We start from the raw sequence: 26,378 nt of genomic DNA on the forward strand, positions 1-26,378 counted from the left end.
CCTTATTGTTATTAAATTAAATTAAAGTCAATAAGAGTAAAGCGAAAATCGTGCCAATAATAAAAGTCTTAATTTACAAGGGTGTGAGCACTATTTTTACATTAAATTCACAGTGTCATAAAATTGACGAATTTGTTTAAATGTTATTTTTTCCAAATAAAGTGGATTTATTGGCAATTTGAAAAGAAAGCAGATATTTTTGGAAGTCACCTTTAGGTAGCGGTTTACTATAAAGGTAGCCTTGTAATTGCTCGCAACGTAAGCCAGATAAAAAACTCAATTGCTGATTGGTTTCAACGCCTTCTGCGACCACTTGCATACCTAAGTTATGTGCGATGGTCACTATTGTGGCCACCATATTCCTTCCTTGCTCTGAGGTTTCAATATCATCAACAAAGGCTTTGTCTATTTTTAACGTATTTAAGGGGAATTTTTTCAAATAAGCTAGTGAAGAATAACCCGTGCCAAAATCGTCCAGTGATAAATGGATACCCAGCGCACGAATTTGTAACATAGTATCAATCGCTTTTTGGGGTGAGTCCATCACCGTGCCTTCAGTTATTTCTAGCTCAAGATATTTTGCCAGTAAGCCACTTTCTTTTAACGTGTCAGCAATCATTGCCACCAAATTTGGTTGGGTAAACTGCACTGCTGAAAGGTTAACTGCCACACGTCCGTCAAAAAGTCCTGTATCGACCCATTTTTTAGTGGCAAAGCATGCTTTGCGTAAAACTATCTCACCAATATCTATAATTTGCCCTGTTTCTTCTGATACAGGGATAAAGACCACTGGGCTTACTATGCCTTTATTTGGTGTTTCAAAGCGAACTAAGGCCTCCATACCTGCTATCTTACCGGTAGCAATCTCGATTTTTGGTTGATAAAAAACCGAAAATAAATCCTCCTTTAATCCGTGTCGAATTAAGCTTTCTATTTGCAGGCGTTTAACGGCGGTTTTATTCATTGAGTCGCTGAAAAATTGGTATTTATTACCCCCCGTGTTCTTCGCATGGTACATGGCCGTATCGGCATTTTTAAGGAGCTCCTGTGGACTCGCGCCATCTTCAGGATAAATTACGATGCCAACGCTACTATAAAGCACAATTTCTTGACTTTTAAGTCTAAGCGGTAGTGCAATAGATTTTAAAACTTCTTTGGCGATGTGGGTGATGGTATGAAGATCATTGGTGTTCTTAACAATTATACTAAATTCATCGCCACCTAAACGATAAACCGTATCTTGATTTCGCCCAAGAATTTTAATGCGTTCGGCCACTTTGCATAGTAAAACATCGCCGACTTCATGTCCTAATGAGTCATTAACTTTTTTAAAGTTATCTAAATCAAATACCAGTAAGGCATGTGGGACTTTACTGCTAACTAATTTTTGTTGATTGGCTTGAAAATAAGCACGATTCGGCAACCCAGTTAGGGTGTCGGTATTGGCAAGTTTTCTTAATTCTGCTTCTGTTTGCTTGCGCTTGGTTATATCGGAGAAAACACCAACAAAGTGCGATATATTAGCACTTTCGTCACGAATTATATCGATATTAAAGTCAGTTGAATAAATCTCGCCATTGTCACGTTTGCTTTTTATTTCACCGTGCCAACTACCTTTGGTCATTAAATGCTGTTTAACCTTTTGATTAAAGCTATCAGGATATTGTTCAAAATTAAGTAAAGTCCCCTGCATTTGTAACTTATTTTTGCCGGTTATATTTTGAAATGCTTTATTGATATCTACGACAGTAAATTGACGGTCATAAATAACAATCGCGTCTGAAATATTCTCGATACATTTAGCAAAAAGTTTTAAACGCTCATCGGCGCGCTTAATTTGACTAATATCTTTTAAGGTCCCTGTCATTCGGCTGGGTTTGTTTTTTTCATCTCGTTCAACAATTTTTCCACGGTCGAGCACCCAGATCCATTTTTCGTTTTTATCTTTAACACGATAGGTCGCTTCAAAGTGTTTACTACTGTCTTCCATGTGCTGGTTCAAAGCTTCTCGTACTCGTGGGATGTCGTGTTGGTGGATGTTGGTTTCATCTTTGCCGACATTACGTTTGCCATCTTGCGGGAATTCTAAAATTCCCCATATATTTGAGCGAAATATTTTTCCGCTCTTCATGTTCCAATCCCACATTTCATCACCGCTGCCCCAAAGGGATAACTTAAGGCGTTCCTCACTTAACTTTATTTGAAGGTGATAAAGGCGCTTATGGCGTATCTGTTGCAATATGTAGGTGAAGATTAATAGTGCAATAAGGCTATAGAAAAATACGGCGCTAGTTGACAGCCACCATGGAGGCATTATGGTGATATTGAGCGTTTTTATTGCACTTTCTTGTTTGTTTTGTAAATCGTAGGCCTGCACTTCAAAAGTATAATCGCCAGAGTTTAAATTAGTGTAAGTTGCTCTTTGATTATTTTTACCAGAATCTATCCATTTATCTTCTAATCCAATTAAACGGTAACGGTAATTTAGCTGGTTCGGTAACTTTGTATTAGGGGTTATAAATTCAATGCTAAATTGGGACTGTGTGTGCTTCAACATAAGAGTAGTTAAATGATTAGGGGATTTTTCTAAATAAAATTCTTTATCGGTTATATTAGAGTGTAAAGTGCTCGCAACAGGAACCGCTTTGTTCGCTATGAGTATATTAGAAATAGTGGGAGTAGGTGTCAGTTGGCCAATGTGAGAAATCTCTTGAGGAATGAAGGTATGGAAACCATTTATTCCTCCAAAAAAGATTGTATCAGCAGAAGTTCGTAAAGAGCTGTCACTAATATACTCATTGTCACTTAATAGCATATCTTTATTGAAAGATTTTACTATGTTATTTTTAGGATCTACTGAGTTAATGCCGATATTCGTTGAAAGCCAACCTTTACCGGTAGAATCAATTACTATGTCCGCAATGAAATTATTACTAAGACCATTTTTTTCGTTAAACAACAAATTAGTATTATTTTTTTTGTTTATTAATGCTAAACCGTTGAGATGTGAACCTAACCAAATCCATTCATTGGACAATGAAATAGTAGATATATCCCCAAATACGTTACTATTTGATAGTAAATATAAATTATTTGAAAAATCAAGTTTTGATACATTAAAGGTTAATATTTCACCTCTGCTTGTGGAGAGCCATATTGTGTTGTCATTGTCGTATTTTAAGGTAGTAAATAGGCTGCCACTCTCTTGTTCATATATTTCAAATTGATTGGTTTTAGTATCAAAAGATGTCAATTGCATTTCGTTATCAATAAACCAAATTTTATTTTCTATCAAAAATAATTTACTGTATTCGGTATGAGATAAGTTGAGTCCCCATGCCTTATTTTCAATTAATGTTAAAGTCTTAGTATCAAAGTAATAAAGACTTCCTGGTTTATTAGGACTTTTCGCTTCAGCTTGTAACCATAAATTATCTTGATCGTCTATCATTAAGTGAGAAATAGCTGTCTTATTGCCAATTCTCAGATGAACTATTTTTTCATCTGAGTTTGTGTAGCTTAGTTTTCCATTATTTGTTGCAAACCAGATCCTTCCATCTTTAGATTCAGCAAACGCATATACGGCGCTAGGTGTTTCATCATAGCTAAATAAACCATGTCTAATTTTTAACTGTAAACTGTTAAAGGTATTGATGCCATTTCCGACAGTTCCGATCCAAATATTATCCGCACTGTCTTTAAATAATTTTAATATATAGTTATTTGAAATAGCACTTTTATGCTGCACAGTTTGATAAGCATCTATATCTCCAGAGAGCAAGTTGATAATATTTAGCCCATTTAGCGTGCCAAGCCAAACCATCGATTCATCTAATAATGCGATAGACCTCACATTATTAGATAATAATTTATCATCTATATTTTCTGAGTCAGCGGAGTAATGCTTTTTAATTTTGTAATCTTGAGAAACAACATACAAGCCATTATCTGTAGCTAACCAATATTGATTATCGATAGTCTTTAGGTCATAAAGGCTCGTAGCGTTAAGTGATAAATCCCACTTGTTTTCACCAGATAGCGGCACTAAAAATGTCAGTGTACTGTTAGCTAAATATATACCCTTATCAAAAGTACCAAGCCAATAATTACCTTTTTCATCTTGAAAAATAGTTTTAATTTCTTTTAAGGCAGTATCAAATCCACGAATTCGTATCCGAGAGAAATTTTTATTCTCGTTGTCGAATTTATGTAGACCTTCTTTAGTAGATATCAAAATGTCATTTTGTTTATCTTGGTAAATATCCCAAATTTCATTATCTTTTAGAGAGTTACTTTCGTTAGTTTGATTGAGAAAGTTATCAAAATTATCTAATGATTCGTTATATCGGCTTAGTCCTTTATTTGTACCAACCCAGAGTACATTTTTGCTATCGATAAAGATTTTTCTAATAAAGTTATTAGCAATTGATTTATTATCGGTACTGTCGTGACGATAATAAACAAAGTTTTTACCATCGTAACGATTTAAACCGTCTTGTGTAGCTATCCATATAAAGCCATTGTTATCTTGAGTTATATCGTAAACATAGCTCTGTGATAAACCTTCTGCAATTGAGATGCGTTCAAACTTCAGTGGGGGGTTATTAATATTATTTTCTGACGCTAGACTTTTGCCATAAGGGTATAGGAGAGTTACTAGAGCCAAGACAGCAAGCGTTAGATAAAATTGAGAAATTAATTTTTTTTTGAAAAAAAGCAAAAGCACTAATACAACCCTTTTAGTTAAACCTATACCTTAATGATTTAGCTTATTTAGGTATGCTATATATTCTATTATGTCTGGATATTACGCCCTATTACAATAGATGTGGGGAACTAAGTCAATCTTTGCTGTTATTGTGTCGGTATTGTGTCGGTATTGTGTGGTGACATTCTGATTCTTAATATATTTTCTTGTTTGTATCGGCTAACTTAATATTTTCTTTGACATTTTTTTAATAGAAATTCGATATTGTCATTAATGGTTACATTCTTGGTTATTTTATCTAACTGTATTTTGTTTTCATAACTTAATAACGACAAGCGATCTTTTATCTCTGTGCCATTAAAATATTGTTGGAGAAAGTTAGCTACATTATCTATTGAGATAGTTTTAATCATTAAAATGAGTTTTTGCTTTTGGTCAAAAGAGGCTTCTTTATTACAAATAGCGGCCCAATAACGCTGACTTTTAATTCTCAAGTTTGTATCTTTTTCTTGTAACTGACTTGCTAGGCCAAATCGTAAATGCTGCCAGTGCTCATCAGGCAAGTTTGTAATGTAATGATTTGTTCGAGCGATAAAGTCATTCATGGCTTCTGTTAATGTTACTGAGTCGGTGTGCGGCGATTGAATATAAAAAGCAATGCCAGGGTAGCAATTAATCGGTATAAAACCGACACCAACCAAATAGCCATATTGTTTTTCTGTGCGCATTTCTTGGAAGAAAATAGGTGATAATAATTGATTAGTTAACATGGTTAACGCTATTGTGCGCAAATCTTTATTTGGCATGGGGTAGTAGAGTAAAGCGGCGTGATCATGCTCTGGTAACTCCACCGGTAGTGTCAATGGGCCGACGCCTTGAAGATCTATACATGGAATGTCAACTTGGTTATTTTGAGATAACTTGCCATCAAAAACTTGTTTAACCTTGATAATAATATGGTCAGCAGATTGTCTGGACCAATTGCCATGAATGAGTAAATTGACCGCGGTTTTTTCAAAGATATGGGCTACAAAATTTGTAAACGTTTGAAACGATATTTCCCCTAGGGCATTAATTAAACTTTGGTTACTGGGGCTTTTGGGTTGCATTGTGGCGCTTAGCTTGGCAAATAACTGTGAAATTGATTTACTGTTTTCTGCGTTTTTCCAGTGACTGAGCAGTTCTTGCTTAAATAATTCGAATTTATTAGGGCAAAATTTTCCTTGCATTAAACTTGCTAACAATAGCGGCAATAATTTTTCTTGTTTTGTACTAATGCCTGATAATTTTAGCGTTAGCCCACTCTGATGAGAATATAGGTGATAGTGAATGCCCGCTAATTCCGCGTTATAATGTTCCTCAATAACAGCGTCGCTGTAAAGGTCAATAAATAAACGTGTCATTGCTATCGTGCTAGCACTTTCTATTACTGCTGGAGAGTCTATAGAGAGATAGATATAGCCTTTAGGGGTATTAAAACTAGTGTCATGTTTAAACCAAACATTTAAACCATTTTGCTGACAAATATTTGTGGGCGGTGTCAGCGGGCTATTTTCTGTATCATCATTTTTGATCAGCTCAGGCCAGGACACTATATAAGGGTTTTTGCTGGGTAAAAAAAGCTCGTTTATGTTGGGGGCATTTTGCCACTGCTCAATTTCCTCGGGTTTAATATCGTTGACCGAGTAGGGAACTTGATACCATTTACTGGTGTTGATATGGGGCTGTTGAGGGATATTTTTATCGATAGAAATAATGCGAATATTAGTCGCAACCATTAAGCCAAGTAAGGTATTTAGTGTTGCTTGATTTTGACCTTCCATAACGTAATCACCGAAAATGTAATCTTGTTCTGGATAATGTTGCATATTGATCACAAGTTGGCTGACAGAGTTCAGAGGTGATAGTTTTTCCTGGTAAGAAAATGATAACTCAGCTAAGGCTTTTTTCTCTTGATAATATTGTTGATTAATTGGCGCTTTTTTAAGTAAATTTAGATATGAAAATACGATACTGACAATGGTAGTGATGTGCTTTTTACCTAATTCAGAAAGTGAGATGCTAATATTGAAATCTTTAAAATTAGAGCCATTTATGCCTGAGCCAGCCGTTAAAGCCAGCGCCCATTGTCTACTTTTTAACAATGACAAAATGCTACCCGGACCTTCATGACCAATTAAGTAGGCCAGAATAGCTTCAGGCTTTTGACGATAAAATTGATCAATACTTGGCATGGCAAAGCTAATGATCAGTTGTTGATCGTTTTTAACTGGCTGCACTGTGATCAATTTTTGTTGATGCTGGGCCAAGTAAAGGGGCTCACTAATTTTTGTTTTAGCAATGCCATTAGTCTTAATCTTGGAAAAGTGTTCATTGGCTAAATTTTCTAATTCGTTGAGGGTTTGTGGACCTTCTAATACTAAGGTCATAAAATGCGCTTGATAATGCTTTTGAAAAAACGCACACAACTCATCGCGTAAATTGTAACCGCTTTTATCTGCTAAGGTCTTACTGCTACCGACAGAAAACTTTGCAAAAGGGTGAGCTTGATTAATCGTTTCTTTGTGAACGTCGTAAAGGCGTCGAATATCGTCTTTAAGCTTGAGTTTGAATTCGGCGTCAATGTTCTTACGTTCTTTGTGAACAAATTCTTCAGATAATAACGGCATAGTAAAAAACTCGCCAAAACGTGTTATTGCCGCACTAAAATGTTGATAACCTATATCAAAGAAAAAACAGGTATGCTCTGTTGCTGTCCAAGCGTTATTACTGCCACCATGTTGATTAATAAATTTCTGATATTCACTGCCATCAGGAAAGTTTTTGGTGCCAAGAAATAGCATGTGCTCAAGAAAATGAGCAAGTCCCTGTCGATGATGAGGATCATCAAAATGTCCCACGTTAACGGCTAAAGCAGCAGCAGATTTATTTGATTCAGGGTTATGGATCAACAAAGCTCTTAAGCCATTGCCTAAAACAATGGTTTGATAGTGTTTAGCGTCATTTGGGCTTTGTTTCACAGTTACTCCCGCACAATTTATGCTGTAGCTCGGCATCGCTATGCTCTATTGATAACCTTTCTAAATTACCTTAAGGAATAAGGTGAGTCCATTTTATTCTTATTAGATGTTATAAAAAGCTAAACAATTCGTTTACTATAGCCAAATTATTGAGAATTACGGCTAAACCACTTGAATATATAAGATTCATGTTGTTTGGACATACAATCAACTATATTGAAAATTGTGTTGGAATTAAGGTGTTTATGCAAATTTTTGTTATGCGTCACGGACAAGCTAAAATGGTTGCACCGTCTGATGCACTCAGACCGTTAACTGAAAACGGCGTCAAAGAAGCTACAATAATGGGGCAATGGTTATTGGAAAACAGTCTGACATTTGATTGTGTTTTTGTTAGCCCATATTTACGTGCGCAACAAACGGCAGATGCGGTGATTAGCCAGTTAGGAAATGTAGGTAAAAGGCAAACCTTAAGTATTATTACGCCAGAAGATAGTGCTAAAGATGTTCATGATTATCTTGATGCCGTTTGTGCTGTTGAGCAGTACCAGAAAATATTATTAGTGTCACATATGCCTTTGATAAGCTATTTGGTCGCCGAATTAAGTATTGATAACACTATGCCTATATTTCAAACGGGCTCCGTAGCGCAAATTGACTATGATGCCAACAAAATGCAAGGTGAGCTTATTAGGTTAATCTCACCTAATGAAATTGTCAGTTAACAAAGTTTTTAGTTAATGAACTTTGGTGCTAGGTTGCCATGATTTTTTTGAGACTCTGGCTCGTTAAGTGTTGGCATTAATCAGTACTAAACTTGTCTTTTAATTCGACTAAAACCAGTATGGCGCCATTGCCACCCCATTCCAATGGCGCTTGATGAAAGGCCATCACATCAGGGTGCTGTACTAACCAGTGCGGCACTTTATTTTTCAATATGCGGCCACCTAAACCATGAACAATACAAACACATTGTGCATGCTCTTTTTCGCAAGCAGCAAGTAATGCGGCAATTTCACGCTTTGACTCGTGTTGATCAAGACCGTGTAAGTCTAAAATTAAGTCAGGGGCGTATTGACCACGGCGTAAATTTTTAGCTTCAAAACTATCAACACCATCACGAACGTACTTTAGAGGACCATTAAGATTCAGCGCAGGTTCAAATTCATCAGAGAAATGAAACTCAGCTAAGGCTTTTTTATCTTTTTGTTTTGCTAAAGTCGTTTTCTGCTTGCTGGTTCTTTTTGCCGGGTGTATTCTGTCCTGTACCATAGGTTTTACCTTACCTATGGTATCTTTAAATAAATTTATTTCTTCCACATTAAGTGCGTCTTTAGATTTCATTTGCGAAGTTTAAAACATCGACGAACAATAACAAGTGAAAGTATAATAATAAAAACAACTGTTATGATAATAAAACCTGAGGAAAGCGTGGGAATAATAAATTTTGTAGAGGTAAGTGAACAATTACATACCGTTAATGATTATGTGCGTTTTGGTGCGAGTCAGTTTAATCAGGCTGAGTTGTATTTTGGCCATGGTACAAACAATGCTTGGCATGAAGCGCTTATTTTGGTGATGCATCAATTGGCTTTACCGCAAGAAATATCTAATGATCTTATGCAATGTCGTTTGGTATCCCAAGAGCGAATAGCGATTTTACACTTGTTTGAGCGGAGAATGGTTGAAGGCCTACCTGCAGCATATCTAACTAATCAAGCAATGTTTTGTGGCTTGCCCTTTTATGTTGATGAGCGTGTGCTAGTGCCACGCTCGCCAATAGGTGAGCTAATTGATAATAAATTTGCCGGTTTAATTGATCATGCGCCAAAGCAAATTTTAGATTTATGTACCGGTAGTGGTTGTATTGCTATTGCCTGCGCTGTTGCGTTTCCTGAGGCAGAAGTTGATGCCGCGGATCTTTCTATTGATGCACTTAATGTGGCGCAAATCAATATTGAAGGTCATGGTTTATCAGCACAGGTTATACCAATTGAATCTGACGTTTTTTCTGGGGTTGTAGGACAACGTTATGATTTAATAGTGACAAACCCCCCTTATGTTGATCAAGAAGATGTCGATGCATTGCCGCAAGAGTATCTACATGAGCCAGTAATGGGCTTAGGCAGTGGTTTTGACGGCTTAGATATCGTACGACAAATTTTGGCGCAAGCCGCGAGTCATCTGCATGATAATGGCGTATTGATTTGTGAAGTGGGTAATTCACAAATTCATTTAAGTGCTGCTTTCCCCAATGTGCCATTTCAATGGTTGGCGTTTGAACGCGGTGGCCATGGCGTGTTTCGTTTAACTAAAGCACAACTAGAAAATCATCAGCAAGATTTTCAGGCAATAAATAATTAATACCCAACAAGCTGCCTAGAGTAGTTTATTGGGTACTCTGATACCAATTCATTAAGGTATTTGGTATATCATCATTTTTTACGGGTAAGATTCATTATGTCAGGTAATACTTTTGGTAAGTTATTTACAGTTACTTCATTTGGTGAAAGCCACGGGTTAGGCTTAGGGGCCATTATTGATGGCTGCCCTCCAGGCTTAGAACTTAGCGAAGCTGATTTACAGCATGATCTTGATCGACGCCGGCCGGGTACATCGCGTTTTACCACCGCGCGTCGAGAAGCCGACGAAGTCAAAATAATGTCAGGTGTTTTTGAAGGTAAAACTACGGGCACACCTATTGGTTTATTAATTGAGAATACCGACCAACGTTCGCAAGATTACGGTGATATTGCCAAGACATTTCGTCCTGGACATGCGGATTATACTTACTGGCAAAAGTATGGCATTCGTGATTACCGCGGTGGCGGTCGCTCTTCGGCGCGTGAAACTGCGATGCGTGTGGCAGCGGGTGCAGTAGCAAAAAAATATTTAAAACAGAAATTTGGTATGACTATTCAAGCTTGTGTCACCCAGATTGGTGACGTATGTGCCGAAAATATTGATTGGAATATTGTTGAAGAAAATCCGTTTTTCTTCCCAGATGCGAATAAACTTGAACAACTAGATGAATTATTACGTGGTATTATGCGTAAAAAAGACTCTATCGGCGCTAAATTGATGGTAGTAGCGAATAATGTGCCCGTGGGTTTAGGTGAACCTATTTTTGATCGTTTAGATGCGGATATTGCCCATGCCCTAATGGGCATTAATGCCGTGAAAGCAGTAGAAGTGGGCGACGGCTTTGCTGTTGTTAATCAAAAAGGCTCTGAGCACAGAGACGAGTTAACCCCTGAAGGTTTTGCGTCAAATCATGCTGGTGGTGTTTTAGGTGGTATAGCCTCAGGCCAACCTATTGTTGCGTCGATTGCATTAAAGCCAACCTCTAGTATCGGTGTGAGTGGCAAAACAGTTGATCTTACCGGTAAGTCTGCTGACATTGTGACCAAAGGCCGTCATGATCCTTGTGTAGGCATTCGCGCAGTACCGATTGCTGAAGCTATGTTAGCTTTGACCTTGATGGATCATTATTTGAGACATCGTGCACAAAATATGGATGTGCTTTGTCAAACGCCAGATATTGAACGTTAAGTTTGTGGGTAAATCCCCAAGTGATGGTAGCCTAACCTAATGGCTTCAAAACAATTCATGCGTTTATCGACAAATTATTTTTGGTATTTTGGTCTCTTAGGTTTAATCGTACCTTTTTTAGCGGTATTCCTCGATGCTAGAGGTTTTACTTCGCTAGAAATTGGTGAGATATTAGCGGTGATCACCGCAACAAAAATAGTAGCGCCGTCATTATGGGCGCAGCTCGCTGACAAGTCAGGTCAACAACTAAGAATAGTGAAAGTAGGTGCACTACTGTCGTTGTTTTGTTTTAGTTTGATTATTTGGACATTCAGTTACTGGCCATTAATGTTTAGTTTGGCCATGTTTAGCCTCTTTATTACCTCAATATTACCGCAAATTGAAGTGATGACCCTGAACTCTATTCGTAAAAGTGCGAAAATATATGCCCGTATTCGTTTATGGGGCAGTATCGGTTTTGTCATTGTTGCTATGCTCAGTGGTGAACTTATTGAGCGTTATTCTGCTGAAGCCTTTAGTTATATTGGTATTGTTATATTAGCAGGGCTTTTTATATCGACACTGCTCAATAAGCAACCTCGAATAGCCAAAAAAATCTTTGTTGATAATGCCTCTATTAAAGCCAAAGTGTTCAATCGTAACTTTTTGTTATTCTTTTTTGCGGGCTTAATGTTGCAAATGAGCTTTGGGCCTTATTATGTTTTTTTTGCTTTATACCTTAAAAATTTAGCTTACTCAGGCTTTTTAATTGGTATTTTTATCGCTATTGGTGTGGTTGCTGAAATTGGGGTTTTTGTTTTTGCCGCTATTTTCTTTAAGAGTTTCTCGCTAAAAACTTTAATTAGCATGAGCATATTATTGACGGCATTTCGCTGGTTCATTGTGGGACATTTTGCAAATAGCGATATGGCATTGGCATTTTCCCAACTGATCCACGCGCTAAGTTTTGGTTTATACCATAGTGCCAGCATTAGCTTTATTCAACAGCACTTTAATGCGAACCAACAAAGCCGAGGGCAGGCGATTTATATTGGGGGTGTTTATGGTGTTGGAGGTGCGATTGGTGCTTATGTAGCTGGTCTATTATGGCAAGAGGGTATTGGTGCTATGATAACCTTTGATTTTGCGGCGATTACCGCCCTAATTGGCGGGATTTTAGCGCTATTTTTGCGTAATAAACCTATTAAGCGAAAAGTTAGCCTGCCTTAGAGTGATCGATTATTTATTTCAATGACTATAAGTTAACCGTGTTCACTTTACTCGTAACAAAAAAGCTAGCCATTTTATTGGCTAGCTTTTTTTATTTTGCCTAGTTAAGTTAATTAACTAGGCAGCATATACTTAGGTGGTAGGTACTATTTTACTTCTTCACCAGCGGCTTGTTTATCAGCATGGTAGCTAGAACGTACGAGTGGACCACATGCTGCGTGATCAAAGCCCATTTTATCTGCTTCACGTTTAAACATAGCAAAGTCATCTGGGTGAACGTAACGCTCGACCGGTAAATGATGTTTACTTGGTTGTAAGTATTGACCAATAGTTAGCATGGTAACGCCATGAGCACGTAAATCCCGCATCACTTGAAGAATCTCTTCATTAGTTTCACCTAAGCCGACCATTAAACCAGATTTAGTCGGGACACTTGGGTTTGCCTCACCAAATTTTTTCAATAGATCTAATGACCATTGGTAGTTAGCGCCTGGGCGAGCTTTGGTATATAAACGCGGTGCGGTTTCTAGGTTGTGATTGAAGGTACCCGGTGGATGGGTATTTAAAATTTCTAAAGCACGATCCATGCGGCCACGAAAATCTGGGACTAAAATTTCTACTTTAGTATGTGGTGAATGCTCGGCAATTTCGGTAATACAATCAACAAATTGTTGTGCGCCGCCATCACGAAGGTCATCGCGGTCAACAGAAGTGATCACTACGTATTTTAGCTTCATGTCTTTTAGCGTTAAGGCTAACTTGCGCGGCTCTTCTTTGTTTACCGCCATTGGGCGGCCATGGCCAACATCACAAAATGGACAACGACGGGTACAAATATCACCCAAAATCATAAAGGTTGCTGTACCGTTATTAAAACATTCTGATAAATTTGGGCATGACGCTTCTTCACAAACAGAATGTAAATTATGTTTACGCAGTGCTGCTTTTATACCATCAATACGCTCTGAACTTTTTGGCAGTTTAATGCGTAACCAACTAGGTTTTCTTAGCATGGTTTCGCGCTCAGAAGTCATAACCTTAATAGGAATATGCGCCATTTTTTCGGCATCGCGTAGTTTAGTACCTGGAGTAATTTGTGATGATTTAGTGGTCATGTATTGTTTCCAATCCCGTTTGATAAGATAAATGCTGGGTGTTTAATAACTCACTTAGGTGTTTAACCAATGAGTCACCCGCTTGATCTACTGTGGCAGGGCCTTGTAAATCGATTGTTTGTATCATTTCTAAGCCTTGGTAACCGCAGGGGTTAATGCGTAGAAATGGTGATAGGTCCATATTAACATTTAATGCCAAACCATGAAATGAGCAGCCTTTACGTACTCTAAGGCCTAAAGAGGCAATTTTTTTATCTTCAACATAAACACCTGGTGCGTCAGGCTTTGCTTTTGCCGTAATGCCAAAGTCTGCCATTGAGGCTACTATGCCATCTTCAATTAGCGTCACCAGTGTTCTTATACCCATTTTTCTTCGACGTAGATTGATCATAAAGTAGATCACTTGTTGGCCAGGGCCGTGATAGGTGACTTGCCCGCCACGATCAACTTTTACTACTGGAATATCTCCAGGCATAAGTAGGTGTTCATCTTTACCTGCTTGTCCTTGAGTAAATATTGGCGGATGCTCTGCCAGCCAAAGTTCATCAGCAGTATTTTCGTCTCGATTATCGGTGAAATTTTGCATGGCATGCCAAACATCGACATAGTCGAGGTTATTCAGTTGCCGAATAATCAATGTGTTTTTCAAAATACATCTCTATAGGTTTTATTACGAGTATTATAGCTAAATAATAATGGGAATACACCGGATAAGAAGTAGGGTCAAAGCACGTAACGTACTTGCTCAATGGCGTTCAAGGTTTTATATATTGTTTCAATATGTTCTTTACTGGTAACCGTAACAACCACTGAAATTGAATGATAATTTCCTTTCGAGCTTAGTTTTACCTTTGGCGCATAATCACCAGGCGTGTGTTTTTGCAACTCACCAACAACTAGGTCTGGCAACTCGTCACACGCGATACCCATGACTTTAAAGTTTAGTACGGTGGGGAAATCTAATAATTCATCAAATTTAGTATTCATTTTTTTCTCTTAATCGGTAAAAAACCCATATGCTGTAGGTGGTTTAATCATGGCTAGCATATTCGAGTTAGTGGTAAATAAACCAATCCATGTGGTAATAATTTAAGCGGCTGAATGTGCCAATTGGCGATATTTTAACATTATTTGTTACGAATGTGACCAGTCGAGGCGAGTTATTGGATATAAATGAGGGGGAGATTAACTAATATCAATGTTTGCTGGTGGTTTTATTTTCTAATATCACTGAATTAAAACAGAAAACTTAGCCTAGGCTAAGTTTTCTGTGCAGTTTGGTATAACCAATAAAACAGTGATTAAAACTAGTTAATAAATTGCAGCTTTACATAGTCCATCAATTTATTAAACAGGCTACCTTCTTTAACTTCTTGTAGCGTTACTAATGGGTATTGGGCAATATCTTCACCGTCGAGTTGTAAAAACAATTTGCCTACTACTTCACCTTTTTGCAGTGGCGCTGTGAGTTGCTTGTCTAACTCAAAATTTGCTTGTAAGTTTTTACGTTGACCACGAGGAATGGTAATTGGGGTATTAACCATAATACCTAAGTCAACTTCTTTGCGATCGCCCATCCAAACTCTATCACTAACAAACTTTTCACCGGCTTTATAGGGTGTGTATGTTTCGTAAAAACGAAAACCATAGTTCAGTAGTTTTTTACTCTCTACTTTACGAGCGCGTTCGCTGTCTGCACCCATAACGACACTTATTAAGCGCATATCGCCTTTAGTAGCGGATGTGACTAAACTATAACCTGCTTGTGAGGTATGGCCAGTTTTTAAACCATCAACATTCATACTTTTATCCCACAATAAACTATTGCGGTTATATTGTTTAATGTTGTTATAAGTAAAAGATTTTTGGCTATACAACTTGTACTCATCGGGTACATCGCGAATAAGGGCAATGGCCAGTGTTGCCATATCTCGCGCTGTGGTTTTGTGTTCTTTGCTGTCTAAGCCATGACTGTTTTCAAAAAAGCTGCTATACATGCCTAATTGTTCAGCGTGGGCATTCATTAATTGAGCAAATGCACCTTCACTACCGGCAATATGTTCAGCCATAGCCACACAGGCGTCATTTCCTGATGCCACGATAATACCTTGGTTTAACAAGGCTACTGATACTTCTGTACCCACTTCAATAAACATTTTTGATGACTCAGGGAAGTTTTTTGCCCAAGCTTTTTCGCTAATTCTAACGGAGTCATCATTGTTGATATTACCATTATCTAGCTCTTTACCTATGATGTAACTGGTCATCATTTTGGTCAAGCTTGCTGGAGCAAGTAAAATATCGGCATTACTTTCTGCAATAACCTTACCTGTGGCATAATCTATTAAAATATGGCCTTTAGCATTTACTTCTGGAACGGGTGGGATAATGGTTTGTGCATGAGAAAGGGAGCAAACACTTAATAATACAGAGCCTAAAACAGTTAATAACTTTATTGGTTTTTTAGGTACTCGAGTAACTTTGATTTGGGGCATAATTGTCCTACAGCGCTATCATTTAATGGAAATTATAAAAATTTTATGCAGTATAACATTTTTCTTTTTTAATTCTAATCTGCAAAACTCATCAATTTTTTACCTTTGATGAGTTTTGCAGATTATTTATACACGTTAAATCGCAGTAATACGACCTGTTCGTTAAACATCTTCGCTAAAAAATAAAGGCTAACGTCAAGGCTTAACATTTTACTCGTGATTAAAAGTTTTAAAAGTTACTGGCGAATAAAAGCTTTAGGGTAACCATCTGCTTTAATTGCTGATAATAATCTGGCTAATTCATCACTGCGCTCTATCGGACCTACAAGAACACGAAAAATTCCATTTATTTGTTCTAATAGGGTATTTATTTGATGTTGTTTAATTAATCCCTTGGCAAATTTGGTCGCTTGAGTATGACTTCTACTAGCAAATACCTGAATATATTGTGCTTTAGGTGTAACGTTTAATGGTGATGGTAACGCTGTTTTAAGCTCAATGTTTTTCGTTACTATTGTTTTAGTTGCGACTAAAAGCGTTGTTTTTGGCAAAGGCGTGATTGTTGTTGCGCTATCTGTTGGGCGTTGATTGCTTGCCTGAAGTTGGGCTAAACCATTAAGAGTAAAATCAGTGATTGCTGTAATAGTAACATTGGCAGTGCCTGTTTTTAACATATCGAGCTTATAGGCGGCACTGTATGACAAATCAATAATACGGCTTTGATGAAAAGGACCTCGGTCATTAACTCGAACTATAACAGATAGCCCATTACTATTATTAACAACCCTTAAATAGCTAGGTAAAGGTAAGTTCTTATGAGCTGCACTCATGGCATACATATCGTAAATTTCGCCATTCGAGGTTAAGTGACCATGAAACTTTCGACCATACCAAGAGGCCGTTCCGGCTTGGCTAAAATTTTCTGCACTCTTTAATACTCGATAGTCTTTACCGCGTACATGATAATTTTTATTACCACCCAGGCTAAAGGCTTCAGCTCGCGGCGTAGCATCATGAAGTTCGCTAGTGGTAGGTAAGCGGCTTGGTGTACTGTCATTTTTTTGTTGGTAGCGACCATAGTTAGTGCTACAAGCCGAGATAAGTATGATCAGTACACATAGGCATATATGGTGGTTGATGTTTAGTTTCGCCATAAATATCAGTAGACTCTATTATTATTTACATCAATTGTTTATTAAGTGATTTTTTTCATGGGCTATTATTCATATGCCATTATTTTTGCTAGATGTTAAATTTTCTATGGGTGCTTATTGCCATAAGCATGCCAAATCCTGCCATTAATGTCACCATTGATGTTCCACCGTAGCTAATTAATGGTAGGGGTACACCAACCACAGGCAATATACCAGAGACCATGCCGATATTAACAAAGATATAAACAAAAAATGTTAGTGTTAAGCTGCCAGCCAAAAGCTTAGTAAAGGCATGTTGGGCATTGACCGCAATCCATAAGCCGCGCATAACAATTGCCAGATATACTGTTAACAATAAGCCGACACCAATTAAGCCAAATTCTTCACTAAATACTGCAAAAATAAAGTCAGTATGGCGCTCAGGTAAAAACTCTAGTTGTGATTGAGTACCCTGTAACCAGCCTTTACCGTTTATACCACCAGAGCCGATGGCAATTTTAGATTGAATAATATGATAGCCTGAGCCGAGTGGATCTTGTTCAGGATTTAAAAATGTTAGCACCCGTTGTTTTTGATAAGGCTTCATCAAAAACATCCACAAAATTGGTGCAAATGCAGACGCTAAACCAACACAGGCACCGATAAGTTTCCAACTGGCACCAGCAAGAAATATAACAAATATTCCTGAGCTTGCGATCAGTAAAGACGTGCCTAAATCAGGTTGTTTAGCAATGAGCAGCGTGGGTATTAAGACTAAAATAAAAGCAATGATTATTTTGGATATTTTGATCGGTAAATCGTATTGACTAACATACCAAGCGATCATAATAGGCATGATAAGCTTCATAATCTCAGAGGGTTGAAATTTAGTAAAACCCAGGTCCAACCAACGTTGAGCACCTTTGCCAGTATGACCGAATAGTAGCACGGCACTTAATAACATTAAGCCAATAATGAATACAGGCACCGCCCATCTTCGATAAGACAAGGGTGGGATTTGCGCAACAATAAACATCACAAATAGTGCTAAGCCAACACGCTTTGCATGTCTTATTAGCACGGCAGATTCTTGCCCACCTGCGCTATAAACGACAAATAATCCCAGTGTTAGTAAGATTAAAATCCCGATTAATAATGGCAGGTCAATATGTAAACCCTGCCATAAAGTGCGCTGTTGGTGTTGATCATGTCCGGTATTACGCACTAGGGATTACCTGCTGTATTTTTTATTTTTTGATGAAAATCATTGCTATGATGTGGATGCTTGCGCGGGTCTTTACTGATGATTTCGCGATCACCAAAATACTGATCCATAATCTGGCGTGCAACCGGTCCGGCATTTGTACCACCACCACCTTCAGCAACATTCTCTATTGCAACCGCAATCACTATTTCAGGGTTTTCGTACGGGGCAAAGGCAATGAACATGGCATTGTCACGTTTACTTTCTTTAACTTGACTCGCATCGTATTCTTCACCTTGTTCGATGTTAGCGGTTTGTGCTGAACCCGTTTTACCTGCAGCGTCGTATTTACTGCCTTTAAATGCGGCATAGCCGGTCGCGCCAAATTTTTGCACGGTATTATGTAAACCGTCTAAAACCAGATCCCAACTGTGTTGGTCTTTTAATATGATAGGCTGTTTTTCATCAACAACATATTCAGTGACAATGGTTTGCCCTGTGCTAAAATCTTTGTCGTTAACAAGCACTTCAGTAGTTGCTTTTAATAAGTGTGGTACCTTAATCTGACCCCTGTTGACTAGGATAGATAGGGCTTGTGACAATTGCAGTGGCGTGACTGACCAGTAACTTTGACCAATACCTACCGATAGGGTTTCACCTGTATACCAAGGTTTATTATAACGGGCTCTTTTCCATTCGATACTGGGCATAATTGCACGACTTTCTTCGTGCAGGTCAATACCGGTATATTCACCGAAGCCGAATTTTCTCATCATTTGACTAATACGGGTAATACCCAGTTTATAGGCCAAATCGTAGTAATAAACATTACAAGACTGCTCTAACGATTTAGTTAAATCGACCTTGCCATGGCCCCATTTTTTCCAGTCACGTCGCTTAGTTTCTATACCGGGGAGTTGATAAAATCCGGGATCATAAATTTCTGTTTCTTGAGTAATTACCCCGGCGTCTAAACCCGTAATGGCTAATAATGGTTTAATCGTTGAAGCGGGTGGGTAACCTTGTAATGTTCTGTTAAGTAAGGGCTTGTTGCTCTGTGGAGCTAAAAGTTTTTTATATTTCTTGCTGCTAATGCCATGCACAAACAAGTTGCCATCAAAACTTGGATTTGAATACATAGCAAGCACGCCACCGTCTCTGGGGTCAATGGCGACAATCGCACCACGTTTACCCAAAAGCGCCCGTTTTGCGATCATTTGTAGCTCAATGTCCAAGGTTAAGGTCAGGTCTTTACCGGGAATGGGTGGGGTAAAGTCTAACGTACGAATGATCCGACCTTGGTTGTTAATTTCTACTTCTTGGTGGCCAATAGTGCCGTGTAAAATATCTTGGTAATAGCGCTCTAATCCGCGTTTACCAATATTGCGCGTAGCGGCATAGTTTTCAGCTAAGCCTTGCTGTTCTAGCGCAAGTGAGTCTCTACCATTAATACGTGCGACATAGCCCAATGAGTGTGTGGTTAATTCAGCGAAAGGGTAATAGCGCTTTAGACGTGCATCAATAAAAAAACCAGAAAATTTATGCTGATTGACCGAAAATAAGGCAACCTGTTGCTCGCTTAATCGTGAATAAAGCTCTATCGGTTTAAAACGACGTTTGCTCTTCATTGCTTGAAGTAGTTTTTCTTGTTTTTCTTGGCTTATATCTAACAGTTGGCTAACTTCTGACAAGCGCTGTTTAATGTCATTTACTTGCTCGGGGATCACTTCTAAGCTGTAAACGGGGGTATTGTCAGCCAGTAACACACCGTTTCTATCATAGATTAAGCCTCGATTGGGCGCGACAGGTAACAGTTTAATACGATTAGAGTTTGAGCGTGTTTGGTATTTTTGATATGAGCTAACTTGAAGATTATAAACATTACTAAATAACATTAATGAAAGTATGATGATACCCGCAAAGGTGATGAAGGTACGGCGTGCAAATAAATTGGCTTCAGCGCTATGATTTCTAATAACAACACGTTTTTTGGCTGCCATTATTTATTCTCTGTGATAAGGGTGATTATTATTGATTGACCAAGCACGATAGAGGCTTTCAGCCACAACAATTCGCACCATAGGGTGTGGTAAGGTCAGTGGTGACAATGACCACTTTTGCTCAGATGCCTGAATGCAAGCAGGTGCTAAGCCTTCTGGTCCACCAACTAAGAGCGCAACATCTCGGCTATCTATATGCCAACGTTCCAGTTGTTTGGCAAGATCAGGGGTGGTCCAAGGCTTGCCTTCTACTTCTAACGTAACAATGCGATTACCTTTTGGAATAGCCGCTAACATTAGCTCACCTTCTTTTTCAAGAATGCGGGCAATGTCTGCATTTTTACCGCGTTTCCCTGGTGAAATCTCCACTAGATGGAAACTCATATCACGAGGAAATCTACGGCAATATTCGCTAAACCCTTGGCTAACCCAAGCGGGCATTTTATTACCAACGGCATATAAGGTAATGCGCATTGTTGTTTAGGCTACTGCCATAGTTGTTCTAGTTGATAACGCTCACGAGTTTCATCAGTCATCACATGCACAACAACATCACCTAAGTCGACTAAAGACCATTCACCAACATCATTTCCTTCAACACCTAAGGCTTCAATACCAGCGGCACGGCATTCAATAGTGAGTGATTGTGCAATGGAAATAACGTGGCGTTTTGAGTTACCAGAGCAAACTAACATGTAGTCAGTGAAACTCGATTTTGTAGCTACTTCTAGTGTAACGATATCGCGGCCTTTCATATCTTCGATTTTTTCGGTAACAAAAGTAATTAGGTCTGAACTTTGCAAAGTGGGATCTCTATAATTAACAACAATAATCGGCGATAATAGCATTATTTTGTTTGTCAGTTAACCATCTAATGTAGTAAATAGCGGTTTTTTTGCACAACAATGGATTTATTTCACTTAACTTCTCCCCAAGTGATACAAAATGAGTGATTTGGCTGCAGTTATTGAAAAATAATGGCGTTATCGATAGAGCTTATGTTGCTCTATATAATCATATACGCATTGAGGTAGGTATTGGCTGACGTCTGAGCCGGTTTTAATTTTTGCTCTTATTGTGGTTGAGGAAATATCCACAGGGGTGCTTTCATGGATAAGTATTTGTCCAGTTTTCTGGCGCTGTAATTGCGCAAGATTATAAATTAAACGAGACTTTAGTGCTGGTTCAAGTGCTTCTTCCAACGTTAGGTGCGGGTAACCTGGGCGAATATTAACCACTAAGTTACATAAGGTGAGAATGTCTTGCCAGCTGCGCCATTGGGTAAATGATAAGAGCGAGTCCATACCCATAATAAAATATAAACTTGCATTAGGCTGCTCAGTTTTTATTTGCTGTAAGGTATCGACGGTATATGAAGGGCTTTGACGCTTGAGTTCACGATGGTCAAGGGTAAATAGTGCGCTTTTATCACAGACTAAAGCCACCATTTTAGTACGCTGTTTCGCATTGGCATGAGTGTCAGCTTTATGTGGTGGTATATGGGCAGGAATTAAATGTAATTGTTTTGCGCCTAACCAATGCGCGGTTTCTTGGGCAGGTAAGATGTGACCGAGATGAATAGGGTCGAAGGTACCGCCAAGTAACGCGATAAGCGTTGGCGTTTTTTGGTTAGTTATACTCATAATCTAAACTGAAGTGTTGACTGATGTTATCGTGAAATAAGCTGATGAAAACATCACTGAGCAAAATAAAAGCGTTAAAGTCGCTACTGGTTTTACTGAGTAAATCTACTTGCGCTAACCTTGCTAATGCTTGCTCGGCATTGCTTAAGCTTATATTGTTTAGCGCATGCTGATATAGTGGTTTTTTCTTCTCCCAAATACGGTATTGCTGAAAAATGTCGTTAATACGGCTGCCTTGTTCTATTTGTTCTAACATGGCATAAAGCTGACTAATTTCTTTGTGAACCACCCAAATTAATTGACCAAATGCGCTACCGTCATGCTGCATTTGATCTAAGATAGTTAAGCACTTTTTAAGATCGCCAATAAGCAAAGTGTCGATCAGTTGAAAAGGACTAAATCGCGCTTGTTTAATTAAAAGTTGTTCTGCTTCTTCAACACTCACGGGTTGCTGTGAGAATAATATCGACAGTTTCTGCAACTCTTGAGCTAATGCCGGTAAATTACCTTCAAATAATTCAGTCATTAAATTAATAACATCGTCAGGTAAAGTTAATTGCAACTGCCGAGCTTGATTGCTGAGCCATTGTTTTAATTGTTTACCTTCGATATCGTATAAAGGAACAAAGCAACCAGCAGCTTCTAACGCTTTGAACCACTTGCGCTTTTGCGTGGCAGCGTCAAGTTTAGGGCCATGAAAGATGAGTTGAATATCTTGATGTAAAAGGGTGAGTAATTGCGCTACACCTTTCGCACCATTATCGCCAATTTTACCCGTGGTAAACTCTACTTCTATAATGCGTAATGATGAAAACAAACTCATTGACTGATATTCTTGAAACAGCTCATCCCAATTAAATTTATCGTCAATGCTATAACGAATGACTTCGTCAAAACCTTGTTTTTTAGCACTGTTTTTAATTTTCTCTAAGGCGTCATTTTTTTGCCATGGCTCATCACCAAAGACTAACCATACTGGCTTAAAGCCTTGTGTTAAGGTTTTGTCGAGGTGATTATGATAAATGCGCATGTGAAGTTACCTACAGCTGAATACTAGCCATGTCACGTAAAATTTTATTGGCGGCTTCTTTACGCATTTCTCGTAACATTAACGACAATTCGCGACTTTTTGCTAGGGCAATATCAGGATCATCTTGATAATCACGATTAAGCTCAAAGCGGAAATTTTGAATATCTTGTCCGGGGATTAAAACTTGATAGCGTACGGTATAAATAAGTTCATATTCTGCTACTTGACCATTAGGAAAAACTGACAGCGTTCTTCGGTCTAAGTTGTCTTGTAGTATGCGCATTTGCGGAATAGCTTTTTCACTTTGTCGCACTAAAGTCACATCGTTAATGCTTAAGTGCTGCTTGACTAAACGGGTGAGTTCACCATATTGATCAACCGAGCTAAATATAATAGTTTGTAGCTCAGGCGCTAATAAATAATTGCCGCGTAGTTGAAAGCCACAACCATTTAACATCATTAAGATAATGCTAAAAGATAAGAGTTTGCTTACCCGACGAATTATTAATGGCTGCATAAAGTGTTCACTTTTTATAGGTAAAATTCAATCAGTGCATAACCAAAAAATTTTAGCTATGCACTTTTAAATCACTGTTTTAATTGAGTTATCATTAACAGTTGTAACAAAGTAAGTTATTAATTAGCAACAATATTCAATAGTTTACCCGGTACATAAATCACTTTACGTACCGTTTTACCATCAATAAACTTGCTAACATTGACATCATTAAAACCGATTTCTTCAACCGCTTCTTTTGTTGCCTCGGCTGACACAGTAATTTTAGCACGCAATTTACCGTTAACTTGTACAATAATAAGCTTTTCATCTTCCACTAAAGCGGTGGCGTCAACCACTGGCCATGAAGTATTTTCAACTGGCTTACCATCGCCAATCATGTTCCATAAATGATGACTTAAATGTGGCACGATAGGAGTTAGCATTAATACGACCGCACGAATAGCTTCATGCATCACCACGCGATCTTCAGTGCTGGCAATACTCGCTTTACCTAAATGATTCATTAATTCCATAATCGCGGCAATCGCGGTATTAAAGGTGTTTCGACGACCAATATCATCACTGACTTTAGCAATGGTTTTATGCAATTCAAGGCGTAATGATTTTTGCGCCGAGTTAAGCGTTAAGTTGGCAATGCCGGGTGCTGCTTTTGACACTTCTGCAACTTGGGTAAAGTCATAAGTGAGTTTCCAAACCCGCTTTAAGAATCGATGTGCACCTTCCACGCCGGCATCACACCATTCTAATGTTTGCTCTGGTGGTGAGGTAAACATGATAAATAGTCGTACGGTATCAGCGCCATATAAATCAATAACTGCTTGTGGGTCAATACCGTTATTTTTCGATTTTGACATTTTGCTCATGCCAGCAGAAATGACTGGTTTGCCATCTAATTTACTGATGGCAGAAGTGACATGGCCTTTTTCATCACGCTCAACGTCAACATCTATCGGTGCAATCCAATCTTGTCCGCCATTTTCTGCTTCACGATAATAGGTATCAGCTAATACCATACCTTGGCAGAGCAATTTTTTAAAAGGTTCGTTAGATTCTACTAAGCCAGCATCACGTAATAATTTATGGAAAAAACGGGCATAAAGTAAATGTAAAATGGCATGCTCAATGCCACCAATGTATTGATCTACCGGCAACCAATAATTAGCTTTCGCTGGATCTAACATTTGCGTGTCATCGTTCGGTGAACAATAACGTGCGTAATACCATGATGATTCCATAAAGGTGTCAAAGGTATCCGTTTCTCGAAATGCTTCTTCACCATTGAAGGTGGTTTTAGCCCATTCAGGGTTGTCTTTAATCGGTGAGGTTACGCCATTCATCACTACATCTTCGGGTAGTTCAACGGGTAATTGATCTGCCGGTACTGGCACAGACTCACCATTGGCTAAATGCAGCATTGGAATGGGTGTACCCCAATAACGTTGACGAGAAACACCCCAGTCACGTAAGCGATAATTTACTGTTACTTTACCTTTGTTTTCAGCGATTAATTTTTCTGAAATAGCTTTAAAGGCTTCTTCAAAATTTAAACCGTCAAATTCACCCGAATTAACTAAAACACTCTTGCCAGTAATCGCTGCTTTTGTAACGTCAGCGCTTTCATCGCTGGCAATAACTTGTTTAATCTCTAGACCATACTTAGTGGCGAACTCCCAATCTCGTTGGTCGTGACCAGGTACAGACATAACAGCGCCTGAGCCATAATCCATTAATACGAAGTTGGCGGCCCAAACCGGCACTATTTCACCGCTAATCGGGTGGAGTGCTTTTAAGCCGGTATCAACGCCTTTTTTCTCCATTGTTGCCATATCGGCTTCAGTAGATTTATTAGTTTTACAGCCTTGAATAAAGGCCGCTAGTGCTGGATTCGTTTCAGCAGCAGCTAAGGCTAATGGATGCTGGGCAGCTAAGGCGACATAAGTCACACCCATGATGGTATCTGGTCGCGTGGTGTAGATATCGAAACGTGCTGTAGATTCAGCCACTTGAAAGGTCATATCTACACCTTCAGAGCGACCAATCCAGTTACGTTGCATGGTTTTAACTTGTTCAGGCCAATCGGTTAATTGGTCTAAATCGTTAATTAATTCTTCAGCATAAGCTGTAATTTTAATGAACCATTGCGGTATTTCTTTACGCTCAACTAGCGCGCCAGAGCGCCAGCCACGACCATCTATTACTTGCTCGTTAGCTAATACGGTTTGATCAACAGGATCCCAATTCACCGTGGAATTTTTCTTATACACTAAGCCTTTTTCATAAAGCTGAGTGAAGAACCACTGTTCCCAACGATAATAGTCTTTTTTACAAGTCGCTAATTCACGACTCCAGTCGTAACCAAAACCTAATGACTTTAATTGGTTACGCATGTAATCAATATTTTCATAAGTCCACTTTGCCGGCGCAGAATTATTTTTAATCGCAGCATTTTCAGCTGGCAAACCAAAAGCGTCCCAACCCATAGGTTGCATCACATTCTTGCCTTGCATGCGTTGGTAACGAGAAATTACATCACCTAAACTGTAGTTACGCACATGCCCCATATGGAGTCGTCCACTTGGGTATGGAAACATCGCCAAGCAATAAAACTTTTCTTTTCCTGGTAACTCTTCAGCTTTGAAGGTGTCGTTATCAGTCCAAAATTTCTGAACTTCGGCTTCAATTGATTGGGGATTGTAAATGGATTCCATTAAGATTTCTCAAACACACTTAAATAAGAGCATCAACCCGC

Annotated in this window: 20 protein-coding genes; 4 read left to right on the forward strand and 16 right to left on the reverse strand. The window is 38.6% G+C overall.

What is annotated here, in order from left to right:
* Positions 1–136 precede the first annotated feature (136 nt).
* Together H4J46_RS10695 and H4J46_RS10700 are read right to left on the reverse strand one after the other, a co-directional pair.
* Positions 137–4,666: an EAL domain-containing protein gene (locus H4J46_RS10695; protein WP_182233485.1), complete on the reverse strand. Its 4,530-nt coding sequence runs from the start codon at positions 4,664–4,666 to the stop codon at positions 137–139.
* A gap of 266 nt (positions 4,667–4,932) precedes the next feature.
* Positions 4,933–7,728, reverse strand: a complete 2,796-nt coding sequence (locus H4J46_RS10700; RefSeq protein WP_182233486.1) for an insulinase family protein — start codon at positions 7,726–7,728, stop codon at positions 4,933–4,935.
* A gap of 245 nt (positions 7,729–7,973) precedes the next feature.
* Between H4J46_RS10700 and sixA the strand changes: the two genes are divergently transcribed.
* Positions 7,974–8,453 carry a phosphohistidine phosphatase SixA gene (gene sixA, locus H4J46_RS10705; protein ID WP_182233487.1) on the forward strand — a complete coding sequence of 160 codons (480 nt, stop codon included), beginning with the start codon at positions 7,974–7,976 and terminating at the stop codon, positions 8,451–8,453.
* Between the two features lie 76 nt (positions 8,454–8,529).
* Here sixA and smrB read toward each other — a convergent pair whose 3' ends face one another.
* Positions 8,530–9,072 (reverse strand): endonuclease SmrB, encoded by a 543-nt coding sequence (gene smrB, locus H4J46_RS10710; RefSeq protein WP_182233488.1) that lies wholly within the window; start codon positions 9,070–9,072, stop codon positions 8,530–8,532.
* Between the two features lie 87 nt (positions 9,073–9,159).
* Here smrB and prmB point away from each other — a divergent pair, with 87 nt between their 5' ends.
* From prmB to H4J46_RS10725, 3 genes are all read left to right on the forward strand, one after another.
* Positions 9,160–10,092, forward strand: a complete 933-nt coding sequence (prmB, locus tag H4J46_RS10715; RefSeq protein WP_310650232.1) for a 50S ribosomal protein L3 N(5)-glutamine methyltransferase — start codon at positions 9,160–9,162, stop codon at positions 10,090–10,092.
* A gap of 96 nt (positions 10,093–10,188) precedes the next feature.
* Positions 10,189–11,280, forward strand: a complete 1,092-nt coding sequence (gene aroC / locus H4J46_RS10720) for a chorismate synthase (RefSeq protein WP_182233490.1) — start codon at positions 10,189–10,191, stop codon at positions 11,278–11,280.
* 39 nt (positions 11,281–11,319) lie between these two features.
* Entirely contained in the window at positions 11,320–12,489 is a 1,170-nt protein-coding gene (locus H4J46_RS10725) for an MFS transporter (protein WP_182233491.1), read from the forward strand.
* A 146-nt stretch (positions 12,490–12,635) separates the two neighbouring features.
* On the opposite strand, the gene lipA is transcribed toward H4J46_RS10725, so the two are convergent.
* The 13 genes from lipA to leuS form a co-directional block, all read right to left on the reverse strand.
* A complete protein-coding gene (gene lipA / locus H4J46_RS10730; RefSeq protein WP_182233492.1) occupies positions 12,636–13,604 on the reverse strand; it encodes a lipoyl synthase in 969 nt (322 codons plus the stop codon).
* Positions 13,594–14,256, reverse strand: coding sequence for a lipoyl(octanoyl) transferase LipB (gene lipB / locus H4J46_RS10735; RefSeq protein WP_182233701.1), 663 nt, complete (start codon positions 14,254–14,256; stop codon positions 13,594–13,596). Before lipB ends, lipA begins: the two co-directional genes overlap by 11 nt.
* Before the next feature lie 71 nt (positions 14,257–14,327).
* Positions 14,328–14,591 (reverse strand): DUF493 family protein YbeD, encoded by a 264-nt coding sequence (gene ybeD, locus H4J46_RS10740; protein ID WP_182233493.1) that lies wholly within the window; start codon positions 14,589–14,591, stop codon positions 14,328–14,330.
* Between the two features lie 320 nt (positions 14,592–14,911).
* Positions 14,912–16,099, reverse strand: coding sequence for a serine hydrolase (locus tag H4J46_RS10745; RefSeq protein WP_182233494.1), 1,188 nt, complete (start codon positions 16,097–16,099; stop codon positions 14,912–14,914).
* A gap of 236 nt (positions 16,100–16,335) precedes the next feature.
* Positions 16,336–17,253, reverse strand: coding sequence for a septal ring lytic transglycosylase RlpA family protein (locus H4J46_RS10750; protein WP_182233495.1), 918 nt, complete (start codon positions 17,251–17,253; stop codon positions 16,336–16,338).
* An 88-nt stretch (positions 17,254–17,341) separates the two neighbouring features.
* A complete protein-coding gene (rodA, locus tag H4J46_RS10755) occupies positions 17,342–18,457 on the reverse strand; it encodes a rod shape-determining protein RodA (protein WP_182233496.1) in 1,116 nt (371 codons plus the stop codon).
* The gene (gene mrdA, locus H4J46_RS10760) at positions 18,457–20,436 is read right to left on the reverse strand and encodes a penicillin-binding protein 2 (RefSeq protein ID WP_182233497.1); all 1,980 of its coding nucleotides are present in this window, start codon (positions 20,434–20,436) and stop codon (positions 18,457–18,459) included. Before mrdA ends, rodA begins: the two co-directional genes overlap by 1 nt.
* 3 nt (positions 20,437–20,439) lie before the next feature.
* Positions 20,440–20,910, reverse strand: a complete 471-nt coding sequence (gene rlmH / locus H4J46_RS10765) for a 23S rRNA (pseudouridine(1915)-N(3))-methyltransferase RlmH (RefSeq protein WP_182138305.1) — start codon at positions 20,908–20,910, stop codon at positions 20,440–20,442.
* A gap of 11 nt (positions 20,911–20,921) precedes the next feature.
* A complete protein-coding gene (gene rsfS, locus H4J46_RS10770) occupies positions 20,922–21,239 on the reverse strand; it encodes a ribosome silencing factor (protein ID WP_259364505.1) in 318 nt (105 codons plus the stop codon).
* A 180-nt stretch (positions 21,240–21,419) separates the two neighbouring features.
* On the reverse strand, positions 21,420–22,079 hold the full coding sequence (gene nadD / locus H4J46_RS10775; RefSeq protein ID WP_182233498.1) for a nicotinate-nucleotide adenylyltransferase: 660 nt from the start codon (positions 22,077–22,079) through the stop codon (positions 21,420–21,422).
* Positions 22,066–23,109 (reverse strand): DNA polymerase III subunit delta, encoded by a 1,044-nt coding sequence (gene holA / locus H4J46_RS10780; RefSeq protein ID WP_182233499.1) that lies wholly within the window; start codon positions 23,107–23,109, stop codon positions 22,066–22,068. Before holA ends, nadD begins: the two co-directional genes overlap by 14 nt.
* A gap of 10 nt (positions 23,110–23,119) precedes the next feature.
* Entirely contained in the window at positions 23,120–23,626 is a 507-nt protein-coding gene (gene lptE / locus H4J46_RS10785) for an LPS assembly lipoprotein LptE (RefSeq protein ID WP_182233500.1), read from the reverse strand.
* Positions 23,627–23,745: 119 nt separating this feature from the next.
* Positions 23,746–26,337, reverse strand: coding sequence for a leucine--tRNA ligase (gene leuS, locus H4J46_RS10790; protein WP_182233501.1), 2,592 nt, complete (start codon positions 26,335–26,337; stop codon positions 23,746–23,748).
* Positions 26,338–26,378: the final 41 nt, after the last annotated feature.

This window comes from Colwellia sp. MB02u-6, from assembly GCF_014077095.1.
GTDB lineage: Bacteria > Pseudomonadota > Gammaproteobacteria > Enterobacterales > Alteromonadaceae > Cognaticolwellia.